Origin of the sequence: Vibrio sp. Isolate25, from assembly GCF_022398025.1 — a bacterium.
GTDB lineage: Bacteria > Pseudomonadota > Gammaproteobacteria > Enterobacterales > Vibrionaceae > Vibrio > Vibrio coralliilyticus_A.
Window position 1 is genome coordinate 79,274 of the sequence record NZ_JAKEUT010000008.1, and the last position, 19,682, is coordinate 98,955.

Sequence of the window (19,682 nt, forward strand, 5' to 3'; positions counted from 1 at the left end):
GCCGGGCATTTTTCTTTCTATCGCTAGTGCTCGACAGCGACTGCGCTTTTCTGCACAATCTCTGCTATTCCCAAATCAGATCTCTTAAGCCATGAAAATCCTAATTGATGAAAATATGCCTTATGCTGAGCAGCTTTTTAGCCAGCTGGGCGAGGTTGTTTTAAAATCTGGGCGCACGCTGACCGCCGAAGACTTAATTGATGTAGATGCGCTGATGATTCGTTCAGTGACAAAAGTGAATGCTGATCTTATCGCCAAAGCGAACAAGCTTAAGTTTGTCGGAACGGCCACGGCAGGTATGGATCATGTTGATCAAGCGTTACTCAAAGAGAAGGGCATCTTTTTCACTGCGGCACCCGGATGCAACAAAGTCGGTGTAGCAGAGTACGCGTTTAGCGTCATGATGGTACTTGCGCAGCAACAAGGTTTTTCAGTATTTGATAAAACCGTTGGAATCATTGGCGCAGGTCAGGTGGGGAGCTACCTTCAGCAGTGTTTGGAAGGTCTCGGTATTAAGGTGCTCATCAATGATCCACCTAAGCAAGCGGCGGGAGATGAGCGTAATTTCACCCCGTTAGATGTATTGCTTGAGCAAGCGGATATCATTACGATTCATACTCCAATCACCCGTGATGGTGATTTTCCGACTCATCATCTAATCAATGAAACCGTGTTGAATAGGTTACGTGGCGACCAAATTTTGATTAATGCCGCACGCGGGCCAGTTGTTGATAATACTGCGTTGAAAGCTCGCCTGAGAAAACAAGATGGCTTTATTGCTGCATTGGATGTGTTCGAATTCGAACCAGAGGTTGATATGGAGCTTCTGCCTCTGCTAGCATTCGCAACCCCTCATGTCGCCGGTTATGGTTTAGAGGGGAAAGCTCGTGGAACCACGATGATTTTTAATAGTTTCTGCGAGTTTCTCAATAACGATTTACGTGCACATGCCAGTGAGCTTCTGCCTACAGCACCAGTGCCGGAGTTAGTATTGGACAGAGCTTGGGATGAAGCTACGCTGCACAACTTGACGCAACTTGTCTATGATGTGCGTAAAGACGATGCATTGTTCCGTCGTGAAATCAGTCAACCTGGTGCGTTTGATTTGATGCGTAAACACTACTGGGATCGCCGTGAATACAGTGCAGTCACGCTGAGAGGAAGTGCAGAGGCTAACCTGCAACCACTAGCGAAATTAGGTTTTCAAATTGAGGTAAGTCAATGAGCCAGCAATATAACGTTGCCATTTTAGGTGCGACCGGCGCAGTCGGTGAAACAATTCTCGAAGTACTTCAGGAGCGTAAGTTTCCTGTTGGTGACCTTTTTCTACTAGCGAGTGAACGCAGTGAAGGCAAGACTTACCGTTTTAACGGCAAAAGCATCAAAGTCGAAAACGTAGAGAACTTTGATTGGTCTCAGGTACACATTGGCCTGTTTTCCGCAGGGGGAGAATTATCGGCTAAGTGGGCGCCAATCGCTGCCGATGAAGGGGTAATTGTCATCGATAATACCTCTAACTTCCGTTATGAGTATGACATTCCTTTGGTTGTGCCTGAGGTTAACCCTGAAGCGATTGCCGAGTTCCGTAACCGCAACATCATTGCTAATCCGAATTGTTCGACGATTCAAATGTTGGTAGCACTTAAGCCGATTCATGATGCCGTGGGCATCGATCGTATTAATGTTTCGACTTACCAATCCGTTTCTGGTGCTGGTAAATCTGGTATCGATGAGTTGGCGGGTCAAACTGCAAAGCTGCTTAATGGTATGCCAGCTGAAAATGAGCAGTTCTCACAGCAGATTGCATTTAACTGTCTGCCGCAAATTGACCAGTTTATGGAAAATGGCTACACCAAAGAAGAGATGAAAATGGTGTGGGAAACGCAGAAAATATTTAATGACTCGTCAATCACGGTCAACCCGACTTGTGTGCGAGTGCCTGTTTTCTATGGTCATGCGGAAGCACTTCATATCGAAACTCGTGCACCTATTGATGCTCAGGAAGTGGCTAACTTATTAGAGCAGACCGAGGGTGTTGAAGTGTTCCATGGTGAAGATTTCCCGACACAGGTTCGTGATGCAGGTGGTAAAGACCATGTGATGGTTGGTCGTATTCGCAACGATATTAGCCACCATAGTGGTATCAACTTGTGGGTTGTAGCAGATAACGTTCGTAAAGGGGCCGCTACCAATGCGGTTCAGATAGCAGAAGTACTGATTCGCGACTACTACTGAGTCTATTATTATCACCTATAGCAAAGCCTCACCATCGTGTGAGGCTTTTTTAATCAGATTGCGAAATTTAGTGTGAGATTAGTGCGAATATGGCGGCAGCCACACATTTTTTAGCTATACGCCTATAGTTTTAGCGTGTTTATCCGATATATTTAACAGATCATTACATTAAAACTTATTGAGTACATAGCTGAGCCTTCTATGCTTCGAATTTTTAAGCGTCTGCTGCTGCCAGTTGCATTAGTAGCCGTGACTCAAACATCGATTGTTAGTGCAGAAAGTATTCGCCTTAAGGGACCCGATGGCGAAATTCATTCATCGCCGCGGTATTCTGATTTTGTTCCCCAAGATCTGCGTAACAATAACGAACCCTCTCGCTTTTATGGGCCAACCACTTCTCAGGAAACACTTTGGGCTATTGCAAGCCGTTTACGCCCGTCAACCAATGTGAGTGTTCAGCAAACATTACTTGCTGTATACCAGCTCAACCCTCAAGCATTTGACAATCAAAATATCCATGAGCTCATTCCTGGGAGTACGTTGCGTATTCCATCACTAGCTCAAGTACAAAGTGTAACAACCCAAGAAGCGGTTAATGTAATGGCCGCGCATCAGGCTCGGTTAACAAATATTCCTGCCACGCCACAACCTGCTCAACCTAAGCCGCCTGTTAATGAAACGCCCGCGACGACTGACATGGAGAAGCCGGTAGCGGATGATACTAAGCCAGCAGTTGAGGCCACTTCTGATCTCGCGAAAATTGCTAAGCAAGAACAAAAAGCTCAGGTATCGACACTTGAGCGTCAACTCGAAAGCTCAGAAAGCGAGCTAATGGCTCTTGAAGAAAAGAACCATAAATTGCGCTTGATGCTGGCTGATGTTCAGTCTGAAGTCGATGTACTTAAAGATGAATTGGGTGATGAATCTCGAATTCGTAACGAGGTCGAAAAGCTACTAGAAGCTGAGCGTTTACGTTTAGCTGAAGAGCAAAAGATGAAACCGTCACCCTTGGATGAACTGCTGTCCAACACGTGGTTAGTTGCTGCCGCCGCGATTATTCCAGGTCTATTCATAGGCCTACTGATCATGATGCTTCTGGGGCGCCGTAAGAGAGAAGAGACCCCCACACAAGAAGTGAATGAACAGCAAGTCGCGCCCGTTGCCCCTATTGCCCCAGACTCTCTCAATGAAGAAGTGGATGATGATCTTCTTCTTGATGATGATTTGTTTGGTGACTCTACTGACGAAGAAGAGTTATTTTCCGATGAGAGCTTAGCTGAGGAAGGTAAAGACGAAGACGATATCTTTGCTGACTTGGAAGACAACGACCTCGATTTCAATCTTGAGGGAGAAGATGGAGAAGACCCATTCGCAGGTATCGGTGACGATGGCGAGTTAGATGAAGCGCTTGCCGATATGGATATGAGCGCTAACGGCATCAGTGTTAACAGTGAAGATAAAGCACTCGGTCTAGAAGAGATGGAGCGCGCTCTAGATGAAGTTGTTATTGAGGAGGATGATTCACCTGAAGGAGAGTTTGATCTATCAGACGATGATGAGGATATTTCTCAAGGGGATTTGGACTCGCTTCTGGCCTCAGATGGTGAATCTGAAGACTTAGAGATGGACGAGTTAGATCAATCTTTGTTAGACGATTTGTTTAATGAGACTGATTCTGACGAGGCTGATGATGAATTGGACTTCGATTCGCTATTGGATGAAGCCGGTGATGGCTTCGATCTTAGTGATGACGATAGCGGTGCAAATACAGCTGAGTCAAATGAGCCTAATCTTGCCTCAGACAGTGAAATTGATGATCTGTTTGCCCAAGTTGAAGCGCAGGCAGATCTTGAAAAGCTAGAAGCAGAAGCGCTTGATGAAACTGCGTTGTTGGATGAAATGGTGGAAGAGCCTACAACAGCGGTCAGCGAAGATAGCACAGAGCTACTTGATGAATTGATGGGCGAGGCTGATGAGCTTGGCACAGATGAAACGCTAGATGACTTTTTAAGTGATGATCTCGACTTAAGTACTGACAATGAAAATACTTTTGATGAGCTCATTACTGAAGATAACAGTGACTTGGATGATGACTCTACAGAAACACTGGATGAGTTCCTGTCAGATGATCACATTGACGACGTTCCCTCGCTGGAAGAGAGTACAGATCTGCTTGATGAGTTGGTTGAGCCTCAATCTGATATAGAGGCGCAGGCCTCCGAAGAGCTTGGAGATGAAGGTACTGACTTATTCGAAGAGTTGCTGGAAATTGAAAAGCAAAGTGAAGCACTTGAAGAAGCTTCAACAGTAGAGGCGAACCAAGATCTTATTACTGAGGAAGAGATCGAACCAGAAGCGCTAGCAAGTGACAGTAAATTTTCTAGTGAAGAATTTATTGACGACATGTTGAGTGTTGCTCCTGAAGGAGACCCATTGCTGGATGAGTTTGATCTTGATGAACCAGTAACAGAAGAAAATAAACTAGAGAGTGTTGAACAAACCCCAGAAACCGACAAAACTCTTGCAGAGCCAGAGCCAGAGCCAGAGCCAGAGCCAGAGCCAGAGCCAGAGCCAGAGCCAGAGCCAGAGCCAGAGCCAGAGCCAGAGCCAGAGCCAGAGCCAGGGCCAGAAGAAGACGATTGGCTAACGTCAGCGATCGATGAAGTTGAAAACCTTCAGTCCGGAGAGTCGTTGGATGTTGCGCCAGAATCTGATGTTGAAGAGAAGCAGGAGCAGCCACCTCAGCGAGAGGAGGCAGATCTTGCAGGTAATCAAGATGAAGAAGATGACTGGTTAACGTCTGCAATTGAAGAGGTAGAAAATCCAAATATTGCACCGAGTGATCAAGACGATGTTCCAATCACTTCTTCCTCAGACTTGACAGAAAACGCAAACACGACGACTGAAGAGAATGAAATTGTAGAAGAAGATTTGCTTGCTCAGCAGGAGCAAGTAAATACACCATCTGAAAAGACTCCAGAGACTCCAGAGACTCCAGAGACTCCAGAGACTCCAGAGACTCCAGAGACTCCAGAGACTCCAGAGACTCCAGAGACTCCAGAGACTCCAGAGACTCCAGAGACTCCAGAGACTCCAGAGACTCCACTCCAGAGACTCCAGATATCTCTGAACAGCCAGAACATGAACCTGTCTCTTCAATGCCAGAAGCGATTCCAAATGAGTTTGGTATCCCGGAAGATGATGATTGGTTAGTTGGTGATGATGCAGATCTTCTTGAGAACAGCGAAGAAGATGCACTGGCGGATGTGGCGGAAGAGTCTGAGCCTGAAGCGCCAGTGGAAGCCGAAGCGTCGCTAGAGCTGGATGATTTAGACCTTCCTGAGTACAGCGAAGAAGATGCACTGGCGGATGTGGCGGAAGAGCCCGAACCTGAAGCGCCAGTGGAATCCGAAGCATCGCTAGAGCTGGATGATTTAGACCTTCCTGAGTACAGCGAAGAGGACGCACTGGCGGAYGTKGCGGAAGAGTCCGAGCCTGAAGCGCCAGTGGAAGCCGAAGAATCGCTAGAGCTGGATGATTTAGACCTTCCTGAGTACAGTGAAGAAGATGCACTGGCGGACGTGGCGGAAGAGCCTGAGCCTGAAGCGCCAGTGGAAGCCGAAGCGTCGCTAGAGCTGGATGATTTAGACCTTCCTGAGTACAGYGAAGAAGATGCACTGGCGGACGTGGCGGACGTGGCGGAAGAGCCTGAGCCTGAAGCGCCAGTGGAAGCCGAAGCRTCGCTAGAGCTGGATGATTTAGACCTTCCTGAGTACAGCGAAGAGGACGCACTGGCGGAYGTGGCGGAAGAGCCCGARCCTGAAGCGCCAGTGGAAGCCGAAGAATCGCTAGAGCTGGATGATTTAGACCTTCCTGAGTACAGCGAAGAGGATGTACTCGCCGATGTTGGTGAAGAATCGGACCTTGAAGTCCAATCCAGTGCTTCGAGTGTATCCGGTGAGACTTTGGGCTTGGATGATCTGGATATTCCTAAATTTGGGGATGTTGCGGCTCCTGATAGTGCTTCTGAAGGAGAAGGACATGATTCGAAGATCGACGATCAGGACCTTCCAGAATTTGATGAGCAAGATGCGTTGGCTGAAGCGGACGACTCTGGCTCAGAAGAAGTCGATTTTAAACTCGATGATTTGGAACTTCCGTCTTTGGGGGAGATTCCATCTGAGGCTGTACAAGAGTTAGCTAATCACGAATATAATGAAGATGCTTTCGATGAGCTCCTTGCAGAAGAAGAGCCAAATCAAGCGGCTAACTTCGATTTTGAGTCTCCTGATACTCTGACTTCTGATAGCGCTGGTATGGATATCGAAGCTATGTTGGAGGTAGGAGGAGAAGATTGGAATGGTTTCAGCCTTTCTCCTGAGCAGCAAGCTCAGATCAACGATGATATCCCGGAAGACGAGCAGGGCGTATGGGATGAAAATAACCGCCCAGAACAAGCTCAGATTCTTGATGAAAACTGGGAAGATCAAGAAGAGCTGGGGGACTTCAATCCTCAGGAAGGAGAATTCCGAACCATTGATGAGCTGATGGCTGAGGTAGAGAAAGAAGAGCAGCAAGACTTTCAGGAAGAAGAGCTGAAATTAGATGTTGGGCTGAGTGATTTCCCAGATGTTATTGGTGATACAGGTAATGTTGATGTCGATAACAACTCAGAAGCAGCAGGTAAGCTTGATTTGGCGAAGATCTACATTGAAATGAACGATTCACAAGGGGCAATCAAGCTGCTTGAAGAGGCAATTGTTGATGGTAGTGACGAAATTCGTCGAGAGGCTAAAAACCTGATTGATGCGATTAACGGAAGGTAAACTTTTCCACGAATAAGGGGGCGTTAGCCCCTTTATCTTTTTGAGCAAAAATGTTTATACTTCCCGCCCAATTTTTTAAGAGAGCACCCCGATGAGAATTGCATTAGGTATTGAGTACAATGGCACTCAGTACTTCGGCTGGCAGCGTCAGAAAGAAGTGACAAGTGTTCAGGAAAAGCTGGAACGTGCACTGAGTATCGTAGCAAACCACCCAGTAGAAGTTCAGTGTGCAGGTCGTACAGATGCGGGAGTGCATGGCACCGGGCAAGTTGTTCATTTCGATACCACTGCTAGCAGAAAAACAGTGGCTTGGACAATGGGAGCTAACGCAAATCTACCCAGCGATATTGCAGTTCGATGGGCGAAAGAAGTTCCTGAAGAGTTCCATGCTCGGTTTTCTGCGACTGCTCGTCGTTACCGCTATATCATATTCAATAGTGCTCTGCGACCTGGTATTTTGTCATCTGGAGTGAGTCATTATCATGGTGAGCTCGATGCAGAAAAAATGCACGAAGCGGGCCAGTACTTGTTGGGTGAAAATGACTTTACGTCATTTCGTGCCGTGCATTGTCAGTCAAGAAGTCCATGGCGAAATATGATGCATCTGAATGTGACTCGCCATGGTCAGTACGTTGTCATCGATATCAAAGCCAATGCGTTTGTTCACCACATGGTTCGCAATATTACCGGCAGTTTGATATGTGTTGGACGTGGCGAGCAACCTCCTGAATGGTTAAACTGGCTGTTGGAAGTAAAAGATCGCAAACTGGCAGGTGCAACCGCTAAGGCTGAGGGGCTCTACTTGGTAGATGTGGATTACCCTGAAGAGTTTGGATTGCCGAGAGTGCCTATTGGGCCACTATTTTTGCCAGACAATTTGAACTAAACCGTGTTAAATTGTCCAACTAATCAGTTCTTTAGGGCGTGAGACATTAGTGTAAGAAATAGGTACAACCAGTTTTTTGTCTACACTTGGCATTTTATATGCTTTAATCCTCTCGCGTAAATTCAGAATTTTTGTCCTTCGCACCGTGCGGAGGCGATGTAGAGAAAAAGGTCTTCCATGAGTTGGCTTGAAAAGATTTTAGAAAAAAGCAACATTGTTAGTTCACGTAAAGCGTCCATCCCAGAAGGTGTTTGGACTAAGTGTACGTCTTGTGAACAAGTGCTTTATCACGCTGAACTAGAGCGTAACCTAGAAGTATGTCCAAAATGTGATCATCACATGCGTATGAAGGCTCGTCGTCGCCTTGAAACATTTCTGGACGAAGACAACCGCGTAGAATTAGCGGATGAACTTGAGCCACAAGACAAGCTGAAGTTCAAAGATTCGAAAAAATACAAAGATCGTATCTCTGCTGCACAAAAGAGTAGCGGTGAGAAAGATGCGCTTGTTGTAATGAAAGGTGAACTGTTAGGTCTGCCTATCGTCGCTTGTGCATTTGAGTTTTCGTTCATGGGTGGTTCGATGGGCTCCGTCGTTGGTGCTCGTTTTGTTCGTGCGGTCGAGGCAGCGATAGAGAACAACTGTGGTTTAGTTTGTTTTTCTGCAAGCGGCGGTGCACGTATGCAAGAGGCACTTATGTCTCTGATGCAAATGGCGAAGACGAGTGCGGCTTTGGAGCGTCTTTCTCAGAATGGTTTACCGTTTATCTCAGTAATGACAGACCCAACCATGGGTGGTGTGTCGGCAAGTCTAGCTATGCTCGGTGATGTAAATATTGGTGAACCAAAAGCATTGATTGGTTTTGCTGGTCGCCGTGTTATTGAGCAGACAGTACGTGAAGATCTACCAGAAGGTTTCCAGCGTAGCGAATTCTTGCTTGAGCATGGCGCGATCGACATGATTGTCGATCGCCGTGAAATGCGCCAGCGTGTGGGGAGCTTGATCGCTAAAATGACCAATCAACCCTCGCCTCTGGTAGTTTCTGTGAACGATTCACAAAATGAAGCTGCTTATTCTGTACCAGAAGCGGACGAAAAAGGGTAAAGTAACATACTAACAAACAACCACAATTACTTGGTTTAGAGTTAGATGAGTCAAACCCAAATTCCTCAAGCCACATCCTCTCTTGCGATGTGGCTTGATTATTTAACCACCATACACACTTCTGCAATCGACCTTGGCTTAGAGCGTGTCCAAACTGTCGCTGAAAAAGCCAAACTAGTTAAGCCTGCCCCAAAAGTTATTACTGTTGCCGGTACCAATGGCAAAGGTTCGACCTGTGCACTGATGGAAGCTATTTTGCTTGATGCTGGATATTCTGTTGGTGTCTATAGCTCGCCACACCTTATTCGTTATAACGAGCGTGTTCGTATTAATGGTCAAGATCTAGAGGATGAAAAGCACACTGAGGCTTTCGCCTTTATAGAAAATCAGCGCGGTGATATTAGCCTAAGCTTTTTCGAATATGGGACACTTGCAGCATTGCGTCTCTTTCAAACTGAAAACGTTGATATTGTCTTACTTGAAGTTGGTTTAGGCGGGAGACTGGACGCAACGAATGTTGTTGAGCACGACGTCTCCGTGATTACCAGCTTAGCAGTAGACCATGTTGACTGGCTCGGTGATGACATTAATGTGATTGGCTATGAGAAAGCAGGTATTTACCGAAGTGGTAAGCCTGCAATCTGTGGTCAGCCTAAAGCGCCATCTACTGTGGCAGCGCATGCTGATGATATTGGTGCGGAGTTGTTTCAGGTTGGAATCCAATACAACTACCACATTGAGGATGAGAATACTTGGCGTTGGAGTCATGGCCCCTATGAACTTGACGCACTTCCTATCCCTAGCTTGCCACTGCAGAACGCAGCCACCGCATTGATGGCGCTAGCTTCAGCAAATCTGGATATCTCCGATATCAATATAGTCAAAGGGTTAAGAGAAGCCCAGCTACCTGGAAGAATGCAGATTGTCAGTACAGAGCCAACCATTATTCTTGACGTTGCGCATAACCCTCACTCGGCAGAGTATTTATTCGGTCAAATTCAGGAACAATACTCCGGCAAGAAGGTCCACGCTGTTGTCGCTATGTTGCATGACAAGGATATTAAAGCCACTCTGGAAGTTTTATCGCCTATTGCTAGCCAGTGGTACCCTGCCTCATTACAAGGTCCAAGAGCGGCGAGTGCCGATGAACTTTGTGTCTTCTTACCTGAAAATAATCAGCGTTATGATAGCCCTGTTGACGCCTTTAAAGCCGCGATGACAAACTCACAGAGTAAAGATGTCATCTTAGTATTGGGTTCATTCCATACTGTGGGTGAAGTCCTTGAGTACTGGCAGAGCCAAGGAGAGTAAATGGCGAGTAAATTTCAAAACCGCTTGGTTGGCACCATTATTCTGGTCGCAATCGGCGTCATCGTATTACCGGATGTCCTCGATGGTAAGAAAACACATTACAAAGAAGAGATTGCTAGCATTCCTATTAAACCAGAGCTTGATAGCGATGTAGAAAGCTTTGAAGTTTTAGAACCGATAGATGATTCAGCAAGCCTGCCTGAAACGCCGGTTGAAGTTATTGCACAAGAAGTTGAGGCTCCAGCTTCCGCTGAAAAAGTGAATGACGAACCACTCCCAGTCGCAGTTAAAGAGGTTCCTGAACGCAACGAATATCAGGACAGTGCTTGGATAATTCAGCTGATGGCACTGAAGAATGCTGAAAATGCGAAGAACGTAGTCAAGGATCTTCAAAAGCGTGGTTATCAAGCACACACCAAACTCGAAAATGGCTTCACTCGTGTCATTATCGGCCCTGACATCTCAAAGAGTAAGTTAGAGAGACAAGTTGTGGAACTGGAGAAAATTACTGGTTCAAAAGGTCGATTGCTCAAATTTAAACCATTAAATCCATAAGAAAACGTTTGCGTCAGCGTTTTTTCTGTTAAAATGCGCGCCAACTTAAGATGTAAGAACAGATGAATTCGTTAGATATTATCATTTTAAGTGTGATCGGCCTGTCGGCATTGATCAGTTTAATTCGTGGCTTTGCAAAAGAAGCATTGTCTTTGGTTATCTGGTTTGGGGCGTTTTTTATCGCCAGTCAGTACTACGCAAAATTGGCGGTGTACTTTTCCAATATCCAAGACGACATGTTTCGTAACGGAGCAGCGATTGCAGCCTTGTTTGTTTCAACTTTGATAGTAGGGGCTATAGTCAACTATGTCATTGCTCAGTTGGTACAGAAAACAGGTTTGTCGGGAACAGACAGAGTACTTGGTGTCGTCTTTGGCGGCTTACGTGGTGTCCTGATTGTTTCTGCTGCATTATTTTTTATGGATGCGTTTACGTCGTTTCCAGACTCAGAGTGGTGGAGAAGCTCGCAATTGGTACCAGAGTTTAGCCGTATCATTGCGCCTTTCTTCGAGCACTTGCAAGCAACATCGAGTTTCTTATCTGGCGCGCTATAGCGCGCCAGCCATTGTCGCAAATCGAGGATTAGGACATGTGTGGTATTGTTGGAATCGTGGGTACAACGCCTGTAAACCAGTCTATCTATGACGCACTGACTGTGTTGCAGCATCGTGGCCAAGATGCCGCGGGTATTTGTACCATAGAAAGCAATCGTTTTCGTCTGAGGAAGGCGAATGGTTTAGTTAAGGATGTGTTTGAAGCTAAACATATGCAACGCCTTCAGGGAACGGTCGGAATTGGCCATGTTCGCTACCCAACAGCAGGTAGCTCAAGTGCTTCAGAGGCTCAACCTTTCTATGTAAACTCTCCTTTTGGTATTACGCTCGCTCACAATGGTAATTTAACTAACTCGGCGGAAGTGCGTGAGAAACTGTTTGAGAAAGATCGCCGTCATGTGAATACGACCTCTGACTCTGAAGTTTTACTCAATGTGCTTGCTCACGAGATTGATACTGTAAAGGGAAATGTCACAGCAGAAGATGTTTTTCGCGCAGTGACGAACGTACATCGCACGATTCGCGGTGCTTATGCAGTATCAGCGATGATCATTGGTCACGGCATGATAGCTTTCCGTGACCCAAATGGAATCCGTCCTCTTTGCCTTGGTAAGCGTGTAGTTGGAGATACGACTGAATATATGGTGGCATCGGAGTCTGTGGCACTGGATGCTGTTGGCTTTGATTTCATTCGTGACGTAGCACCGGGCGAAGCCATTTATGCGACTTTTGACGGCCAGTTACATACCAAGCAGTGTGCTGATAACCCAGCTTTGAATCCATGTATTTTTGAGTTTGTCTATTTCTCACGTCCAGACTCATTTATCGATAAGATTTCAGTTTACAGTGCTCGTGTTGAGATGGGTAAAAAGTTAGGTGAGCGTATTCGTGATGATTTCAGTCATCTCGATATCGATGTGGTTATCCCGATTCCAGAGACCTCATGTGATATTGCACTACAGATCGCACAAGCTATCGATAAACCTTACCGTCAAGGGTTTGTGAAAAACCGCTACGTTGGCCGTACCTTCATCATGCCGGGACAACAGCAACGTAAAAAGTCGGTACGTCGAAAGCTGAATGCAATTCGTTCAGAATTTAAAGATAAAAATGTTTTACTTGTTGATGATTCAATTGTTCGTGGCACCACATCAGAACAAATCATTGAAATGGCACGTGATTCAGGCGCGAAGAAAGTCTTTATGGTTTCAGCCGCACCTGAAATTCGCTTCCCTAATGTGTATGGCATTGATATGCCTAGTGCGAATGAACTCATCGCTCATGGGCGTGACAACGATGCAATATGTAAGCAAATTGGTGCGGATGAGTTGATTTTCCAAACTCTGGATGACCTAGTGAAAGCTGTTGGAATGGGCAATACAGACATCACCAAATTTGAAACGTCGGTTTTTAATGGTGAATACGTAACGGGTGATATTGACCAGCAGTATCTGGACTTCCTACAGTCTTTGCGTAGTGACGATGCTAAGATCCAGCGAGAGATTCAACAGGACTTGGCTAATCTTGAGTTGCATAACGAAGGGGCTTAGAAGGAGCTTCGTTATGCAAGCGACACATAAAAAAGAAGGGCTGATGCAATGCATCAGCCCTTCTTTTTATCTCCAATCTTTAGTATCTGATACGATATAACTGGGTCAACATAAACATGGCCGCTGCGCTGATGACAACGGAAGGGCCCGCTGGGGTGTCATAGTGCCATGACAAACTTAATCCAAGTAGAACGTCTATTGCGCCAATACAAGAGGCCATGAACGCCATTTGTTCAGGTGTCTTGGAGAAACGTCGCGCTGTGGCTGCGGGAATGATTAAAAGCGATGTCATGATGAGCGCCCCCACAAACTTCATACCAATTGCGATGACTAAACCAACCATAATCATCAGAATAAGTCTCATTAAGTCAACATTATGCCCTTCAACGGCAGCTAAATCTTCGTTGACCGTTGTGGCCAACAGTGAACGCCAAAAACAAAACAATATGACGGACACAAGCGCGGCTCCCGCATAGATATAAACAAGATCGGTGGGAGTCACTGCGAGTAAATCACCGAATAGGTAGCTCATTAAATCAATACGAACATTGTCTAGGAAGCTAACCGCCACTAAGCCTAAAGAGAGTGCACTGTGAGCTAAAATGCCTAACAAGGTGTCAGTGGCGACTAATTGCTGTCTTTGCAGCGCTACCAAAATGAAAGCGAGTGCAAGACAGCAGACGATCAAAGCAAAATAAAGATTGACGTCGAGTAAGAAGCCAAGAGCAAGCCCCATCAGTGATGCGTGTGCTAAGGTATCGCCAAAGTAGGCCATCTTGCGCCAGACGACAAACGAACCAAGCGGGCCAGCGATAGCTGCGATGCCAAGGCCGGCTAGAATAGAAGGTAACAAAAACTCAATCATGGTGATGACCGTGTGAATGATGGGAACAAGTAGACGCTTCACCTGAAACGGGATCACCCGCGAGATCATGATGATGGTGTTGATGCTGGTGATGGTAGAAGGCGAGAGATTCACTACGCACTTCACCGAATAAAGCAATGTAGCTTGGGTGTTTGGTGATATCGGCAGGGGCTCCTGAACAACAAATATGATGATGCAAACAGATCACATCATCCGTTTTTGCCATCACTAGATGCAAGTCGTGCGAGACCATGAATACAGCACAGCTAAAGCGATGGCGAATGGTGTCAATCAAATCGTACAAATCAATCTGTCCTTGAACATCGACCCCTTGAGCTGGCTCGTCCAGTACTAATAGATCAGGCCGTTGTAACAAAGCCCTCGCCAGTAGAATGCGTTGATTCTCTCCTCCCGATAGCGAGTGCATATTAGACTTTATCAGGTGCTCTGCGCCGACAAGCTTTAGCGCATCTTGTAATTCTTGTTCGCTGTATTTACCTGCCAGCTTCATAAAGCGTTTAACGTTTAGAGGGAGTGAGTCATTAAGCCTGAGCTTCTGTGGGACATAACCAATTTTCAAGCCCTTGGATCGTTTTACGGAGCCTGTGAACTTTTTTTGAAGGCCTAAAAGCACTTTTACAAGTGTCGATTTTCCTGCGCCATTGGGGCCAATTAAAGTGGTTATCTCGCCTCGTTTGATGTTGAGGCTGATATTATCGAGAACTTTACGCTCACCAAACTGAACGCAAACTTGTTGAAGTTCGACTAATGCCGACATGAATGGAACTCATTTGCAAATAACTATTGTTATAATGTAACATTTGTCAAACTTTAACGCCAGAGAGTAGTGGTATTGATTTATGAAACATCTAATTCCTTTGTTATCCATTTTTGCGATAGGTAGTGCTTATGCTAGCGAGATACTGACTAGTATCAAGCCGATTCAAATGATTACCTATGAGATCACTCAAGGTGTTTCTGAGCCAGAATTATTGCTTGATTCAAATACCTCTCCCCATGACTATGCGTTGAAACCTTCCGATGTGAAAAGGATCAGAAAAGCAGATTTAGTCATTTGGTTTGGTCATGATTTAGAGCCATTTCTATCTAAGGTTTTAGAAGGACGGAAAAATGTGCTGATGGTCAGTGAAATTGAGGGCTTAGCGTTGCGTGAATTTGATGGCAGTCATCATGATCATGATGGGCACAACCATGGTTCGCATGACCCACATTTTTGGCTTGGTTATGAGCAAAGTATACAAGTGGCAGAAGCGATAAGTGAAAAGCTAGGTGAGTTAGATCCTAAAAACAAAGAAACATATCAGGCCAACTATCAAGCGTTCTTAAACAACTCAAATGAGTATGACAAGAAGTGGCGTGCGGCACTTGAGCCTATTAAGGATGTTGGTTACTACGTTTTCCATGACGCCTATGGCTACTTTGAACAGCATTATGGGTTGAATCATTTAGGTGAATTCACGGTAAGTCCCGAAAGAAAACCGGGAGCTAAAACTCTGATAAAAATAAAAAAAGCATTAGCGAAAGGAGATGCTAAATGTGTCTTTGCTGAGCCTCAATTTACTCCAGCAGTTGTGAATTCGGTGACGCGAGGAAGCCAAGCAAAGCAAGGTATTCTTGATCCTATCGGATCGGAGATTCCAGTTGGGCCTGGTAGCTACTTTACTTTCATTCAGTCCATTACCGACAGCTTTACGGAGTGTTTGGGCGAGTAAACATCGGTTAATGAATAACCTAGGGAAGCGCAATGCTTCCCTTTTTCGATTTAATTGAAGAAGAAAAGCTGGATTCTTTGAAGCAACATCTTGTTTATCCGTCTAAATACAAGATAATTATTGGCACAAAATAATTTAATGACGTTGTCTACATAGAACTGGATATTGTCAATCAAGCAGCCATGTTGTCACTCTTATTGGAGTATTGTGGCTGGGGATGCAGGGAATTGTGAGTGAAAAGAGCCGTTTGCTTTCTGGCACTATATTTTATAGCTCGTTTAGCTGTTGCTATGGATCTTCCTTTATCGGTCTTTTATCCCTTACCGACACAGGCTAAGGGGAAGGCATTTGCGGCAAAAGAGCTTTTTCTTGCCGAAAATGGTGGTATTTGGTTTCAGGATGTCAGGAATCAAGTGCTATTTTTTGACGGTCAAAACATCTTGCCTAAATCAGGCTCCGCACTTGAGTTTAAGCCAGTACATATTGCGTTTCTCGATAACGCATTTTGGTCTTTTGCTGGTAATGAGATTTATCGTACTACTCCGGGTAAGTCACGAGAACTCATGTTTAGTCTTACACCTGGTACGGAAATTTTACGGATAGGGGTTTCCGGACGTTATGTTTGGGTATCCGATACTGCCAATTTTTACACCTATCATATTGAAAGCGGAGATTTTTCTTCATACTCCTTAATGGAGTTGTATCAGTATAATCAGTCGGCAGAAATCAGTATAACGGATGCCAAACTCATTAAATCAAAATGGGTTTTAGCAACAAATTCAGGTGTGTACTTGTCAGATGGGGATCATTTTGAGCATGCTCCTCGCTCTGGAAAGAATCACATCGAAACGCTCTATTTTTCTGAGAGGCGACAAGAGTTGGTTGTTGGGACTCGAAGCGGAGCCATCCTTTTCAGTATTAGTCATCCTAACGGACCGCTCAAACGCATACCAGGAGGTCATGTTCTCAGTATTGCTGAGACAGAAGATGGATACTGGCTGGGCACCGAATCAGGCTTACAGGTTTATTCTTTCGGATCGAGTGAGAGCCGCTATGCCTTGAGAACCTTGACGTATAGCAATGCTTTGCCTGGTGAAAAGGTCTATTCATTGCTGAATGATCGTCGTGGCGGCATATGGATCGCTACAGAGAGGGGAATTCATTACTTTTCCTTGTTTTCTCATCATTTTCAACGCTTTCCAAATTTGATGATCAACCATGGCTCTACGTCGGAAAAGCTGATTCAGCTAAAGAATATGCACAGTCGAGGCGGATTTTGGATGGTGACCAGTGTGGGCGTGTATACCCTTAAACTCAATAACAGACCTTCCAGAAAACTGGTATATAAAGGCAGAGTGAATAATGTCATTGAGCATAACGGTACGCTGTGGCTAGCCACTGACAATGGCATCATTTGTATTGATAGTGTATCTGGTGCATTGCTCAAAGACAGTTTGCCCAATTTTTTAAAGACCTCATCGGTTGAATTGCTAGAACTGGATAAGCAAGGTCGAGTTTGGGGGGCCAGCGACCATAAGTTATGGCGTTTCGATACAAACAATCGTGAGCTGGTGCAATATGGCTCAGATTGGATGCTGAATCAGTACTTACCTGCACAACTTACTCAGATGTCCGTTACTGATGATGGCAGTTTGGTACTTGGTACTGATCATGGCGCTTATGTTCTGATTGATGGTCAGATTCATTATATTGATGATTCGGAACACTTTGGGCGAGTTGTGAGCATAGAGGAAGGTAAGACAGGGGAAATTTGGGTAGCGAGTACTTACGGTTTGTACCGGTTAGATCTAGCCAGTTTCCAACTCGAACCTCTAGGTATGGTAGAGAATCATATTACCCCTAAGTGTCTGCTTAGCAATGGGAAAGGTATTTGGATGACTTCTTCTGCAGGGCTCACTCGTTATACAAGCAATGGGGAAATTGCAGCACATTTTGGTGAGCCATTGGGTTTAGTAAACAACGAATTCCTATCAGGCTTATGCAGTCTAGGCTCAGAAAGTCAGCAAAACCTCTTACTTGGTTCTAGGCGAAACTTGGTCAAGGTTGATACCCAAAGCCTGAGTATGAGTCATCCGCCGAAAGTACAGGCCATTATTAGCCAAGTCACTGCTAATCAAGAGCTATTTTCTCTTGGTGGAAGCCTATTCAATGCCCCACATGTAAAGTATGGGCAGCCAATTGCTTTTCAGTTTGGAGTGCTGCCTCAGGTGAGTCATGTCGCGCTTCAATACCGGCTCGGATCTCAGGAAGAGTGGCAAGATCTTGAGGGAATGAAGCTAACCATTGAGCATATTCTTCCAGGACATTATGCACTTGAAGCACGAGTGGTCAGTAATGGCATGGCTCAAAGCGCGATCGATCCGTTCGTGTTCTCGGTTGAAGAGCCTTGGTATTTACGCGGGTATGCGATCTTGTCATATATTGCCCTTACTTTAGTTTTGTTAGCGATAGTAATTTATTGGCGTTCACGAATAATGGCGAGAACGAATAAAGAGTTAAAATCACAGATTGCATTGAAGACGAACCAGTTGCGTCATCAAAGCCGAATTTTACTCACTAACAACGATCAATTAAGAAAGCAGCTCCAAATAAGGCGTATTCTTTACCGCCAGTCGGTGCAATCGTTGCGTGAAAGATTGCAAAGCTGTGCAGCTCAAGTCATTTCAGAATCGGAGCAGGGGAAGCAACAACTCATGAGCTTTTTGATTCATGAATTAGATTTGCTCCTCAATGTACGTGCGGCAAATGGTGATGCCTTACCAGTGTACAACTTGTCTCTGGTATTGCGCTCAGCGTTGGATGGTTGGCGAGAAGAACTGAATAAAGCCGGTCTATCTGTTGAGATAAGTTCGGATCAAGATAAAGACATTTACGTCACGCTCGACGTGTTTAACTTAGATAGTGTGTTTAATCTTCTGATTGATAACCTGATCAAACGTATGTATCGCGGACAAGTCGTTTTGATGGCTTGCCGCGTCGAGGATAGAAAAGTCCATTTTTCTATCACTGAACAAGGTAAAAAGCTTGATGAAGATTCAGTATCAGCTGAAGAACTATGGAATGAGATCGAGTCTCTCGTCAAAGAAAGTGGAGGTTGTTTCCATCGATATAGTTCAAATGAGAGAAATTTGCTTGAGTGCGTGTGGCCTGTGGGTAGTGAGTTTGAAGAAAATTCGATTGTTCATCTGACTGATACAGGATTATTCGAAGAGCAATCTAAAGAGAAAGATCCATGGGTTGAAAAACTCGAAGCGCTGGTTATAAAACACTATTCTGACCCAGAATTTGGCACGGCTCTGGCCGCTAAGCAGATGTTTGTATCAGAACGCAGTTTGCAACGTCGATTTAAGACCGCCACACAACGTACGTTTATGGACTATGTCACGGAAGTGCGTTTGGACTATGCATGCCGACGTTTACTTGCAGGAGAGAAGATCTCTGATGTCGCATTCGAGTGCGGGTTTAATGACCCTTCCTATTTCAGCCAGCGATTTAAACATCGTTTTGGTGTTTCCCCTTCTCAGTTCATTGAAGAACAAGAACAGTAATCTAAGGCGATTCTCTGCATTAAGTAAAAAGTGTTGTGTTGAGGTTGTTTGAATGAACACTCTGCGTGATGCGTGATGCGTGATGCGTGATGCGTGATGCGTGATGCGTGATGAAAAAAATATCGTGGTATAGCCGGGGGGACTATACCACGGGTGTCAATGACACCTTCGCTTGCTGCCGGAGTGGTGCGGTAGCACCACCTCTGGAATTCAATGTCTTCAAGAAGCTTTCCTCGTCGACGTGGTTAACTATAAAACTATCGACTTATTTTACTTATAAAATTAACGCCAAGGTTACATGACAAAAACGACACTTGGTTTAAGTTTTTGATATTTATTGTTTTTATTTTGTTTTTGAATGAAAGGAACTCAATAAAACTAGCTGATTAAGTGACATTAATTATGGCTTTTAACGGATTTAACGAGGCTTTAATTAACGAAAGTGACGTTCCATAAATGTAATGTTTGATTTCAGACAAGATTTAAAAATTTCA

General features: G+C 45.0%; 14 protein-coding genes. 12 read left to right on the forward strand and 2 right to left on the reverse strand.

From position 1 onward, the window contains the following. Positions 1–91 precede the first annotated feature (91 nt). The 10 genes from L1D15_RS15535 to purF all read left to right on the forward strand — a co-directional run bounded on the left by L1D15_RS15535 (position 92) and on the right by purF (position 13,021). Positions 92–1,225, forward strand: coding sequence for a 4-phosphoerythronate dehydrogenase (locus L1D15_RS15535; protein ID WP_239876362.1), 1,134 nt, complete (start codon positions 92–94; stop codon positions 1,223–1,225). Continuing rightward, positions 1,222–2,235 carry an aspartate-semialdehyde dehydrogenase gene (locus L1D15_RS15540; protein WP_239876363.1) on the forward strand — a complete coding sequence of 338 codons (1,014 nt, stop codon included), beginning with the start codon at positions 1,222–1,224 and terminating at the stop codon, positions 2,233–2,235. The genes L1D15_RS15535 and L1D15_RS15540 overlap by 4 nt, the downstream gene beginning before the upstream one ends. 201 nt (positions 2,236–2,436) lie before the next feature. Then, a complete protein-coding gene (locus L1D15_RS15545; RefSeq protein WP_239876364.1) occupies positions 2,437–5,448 on the forward strand; it encodes a FimV/HubP family polar landmark protein in 3,012 nt (1,003 codons plus the stop codon). Continuing rightward, a complete protein-coding gene (locus tag L1D15_RS15550) occupies positions 5,394–7,061 on the forward strand; it encodes a FimV/HubP family polar landmark protein (RefSeq protein ID WP_239876365.1) in 1,668 nt (555 codons plus the stop codon). Before L1D15_RS15545 ends, L1D15_RS15550 begins: the two co-directional genes overlap by 55 nt. Positions 7,062–7,152: 91 nt before the next feature. Next, positions 7,153–7,947: a tRNA pseudouridine(38-40) synthase TruA gene (gene truA / locus L1D15_RS15555; RefSeq protein WP_239836892.1), complete on the forward strand. Its 795-nt coding sequence runs from the start codon at positions 7,153–7,155 to the stop codon at positions 7,945–7,947. 177 nt (positions 7,948–8,124) lie between these two features. After that, the gene (gene accD / locus L1D15_RS15560; RefSeq protein ID WP_239836891.1) at positions 8,125–9,051 is read left to right on the forward strand and encodes an acetyl-CoA carboxylase, carboxyltransferase subunit beta; all 927 of its coding nucleotides are present in this window, start codon (positions 8,125–8,127) and stop codon (positions 9,049–9,051) included. A gap of 45 nt (positions 9,052–9,096) precedes the next feature. Beyond that, complete coding sequence (folC, locus tag L1D15_RS15565; protein WP_239876366.1) at positions 9,097–10,362, forward strand: bifunctional tetrahydrofolate synthase/dihydrofolate synthase; 1,266 nt, start codon at positions 9,097–9,099, stop codon at positions 10,360–10,362. Next, positions 10,363–10,917: an SPOR domain-containing protein gene (locus L1D15_RS15570; protein ID WP_239836889.1), complete on the forward strand. Its 555-nt coding sequence runs from the start codon at positions 10,363–10,365 to the stop codon at positions 10,915–10,917. Between the two features lie 62 nt (positions 10,918–10,979). After that, entirely contained in the window at positions 10,980–11,471 is a 492-nt protein-coding gene (locus L1D15_RS15575) for a CvpA family protein (RefSeq protein ID WP_239876367.1), read from the forward strand. Between the two features lie 35 nt (positions 11,472–11,506). Next, positions 11,507–13,021: an amidophosphoribosyltransferase gene (gene purF, locus L1D15_RS15580; protein ID WP_239836888.1), complete on the forward strand. Its 1,515-nt coding sequence runs from the start codon at positions 11,507–11,509 to the stop codon at positions 13,019–13,021. Positions 13,022–13,100: 79 nt separating this feature from the next. Here the strand turns inward: purF and znuB are convergent, their stop codons facing one another. Both znuB and znuC read right to left on the reverse strand, forming a co-directional pair. Beyond that, positions 13,101–13,886, reverse strand: a complete 786-nt coding sequence (gene znuB / locus L1D15_RS15585; RefSeq protein ID WP_239876368.1) for a zinc ABC transporter permease subunit ZnuB — start codon at positions 13,884–13,886, stop codon at positions 13,101–13,103. Further along, complete coding sequence (gene znuC, locus L1D15_RS15590; RefSeq protein WP_239867626.1) at positions 13,879–14,664, reverse strand: zinc ABC transporter ATP-binding protein ZnuC; 786 nt, start codon at positions 14,662–14,664, stop codon at positions 13,879–13,881. Before znuC ends, znuB begins: the two co-directional genes overlap by 8 nt. An 82-nt stretch (positions 14,665–14,746) precedes the next feature. Here znuC and znuA point away from each other — a divergent pair, with 82 nt between their 5' ends. After that, positions 14,747–15,619 (forward strand): zinc ABC transporter substrate-binding protein ZnuA, encoded by an 873-nt coding sequence (gene znuA / locus L1D15_RS15595; RefSeq protein WP_239876369.1) that lies wholly within the window; start codon positions 14,747–14,749, stop codon positions 15,617–15,619. 233 nt (positions 15,620–15,852) lie between these two features. Beyond that, entirely contained in the window at positions 15,853–19,188 is a 3,336-nt protein-coding gene (locus L1D15_RS15600) for a helix-turn-helix domain-containing protein (RefSeq protein WP_239876370.1), read from the forward strand. Positions 19,189–19,682: the final 494 nt, after the last annotated feature.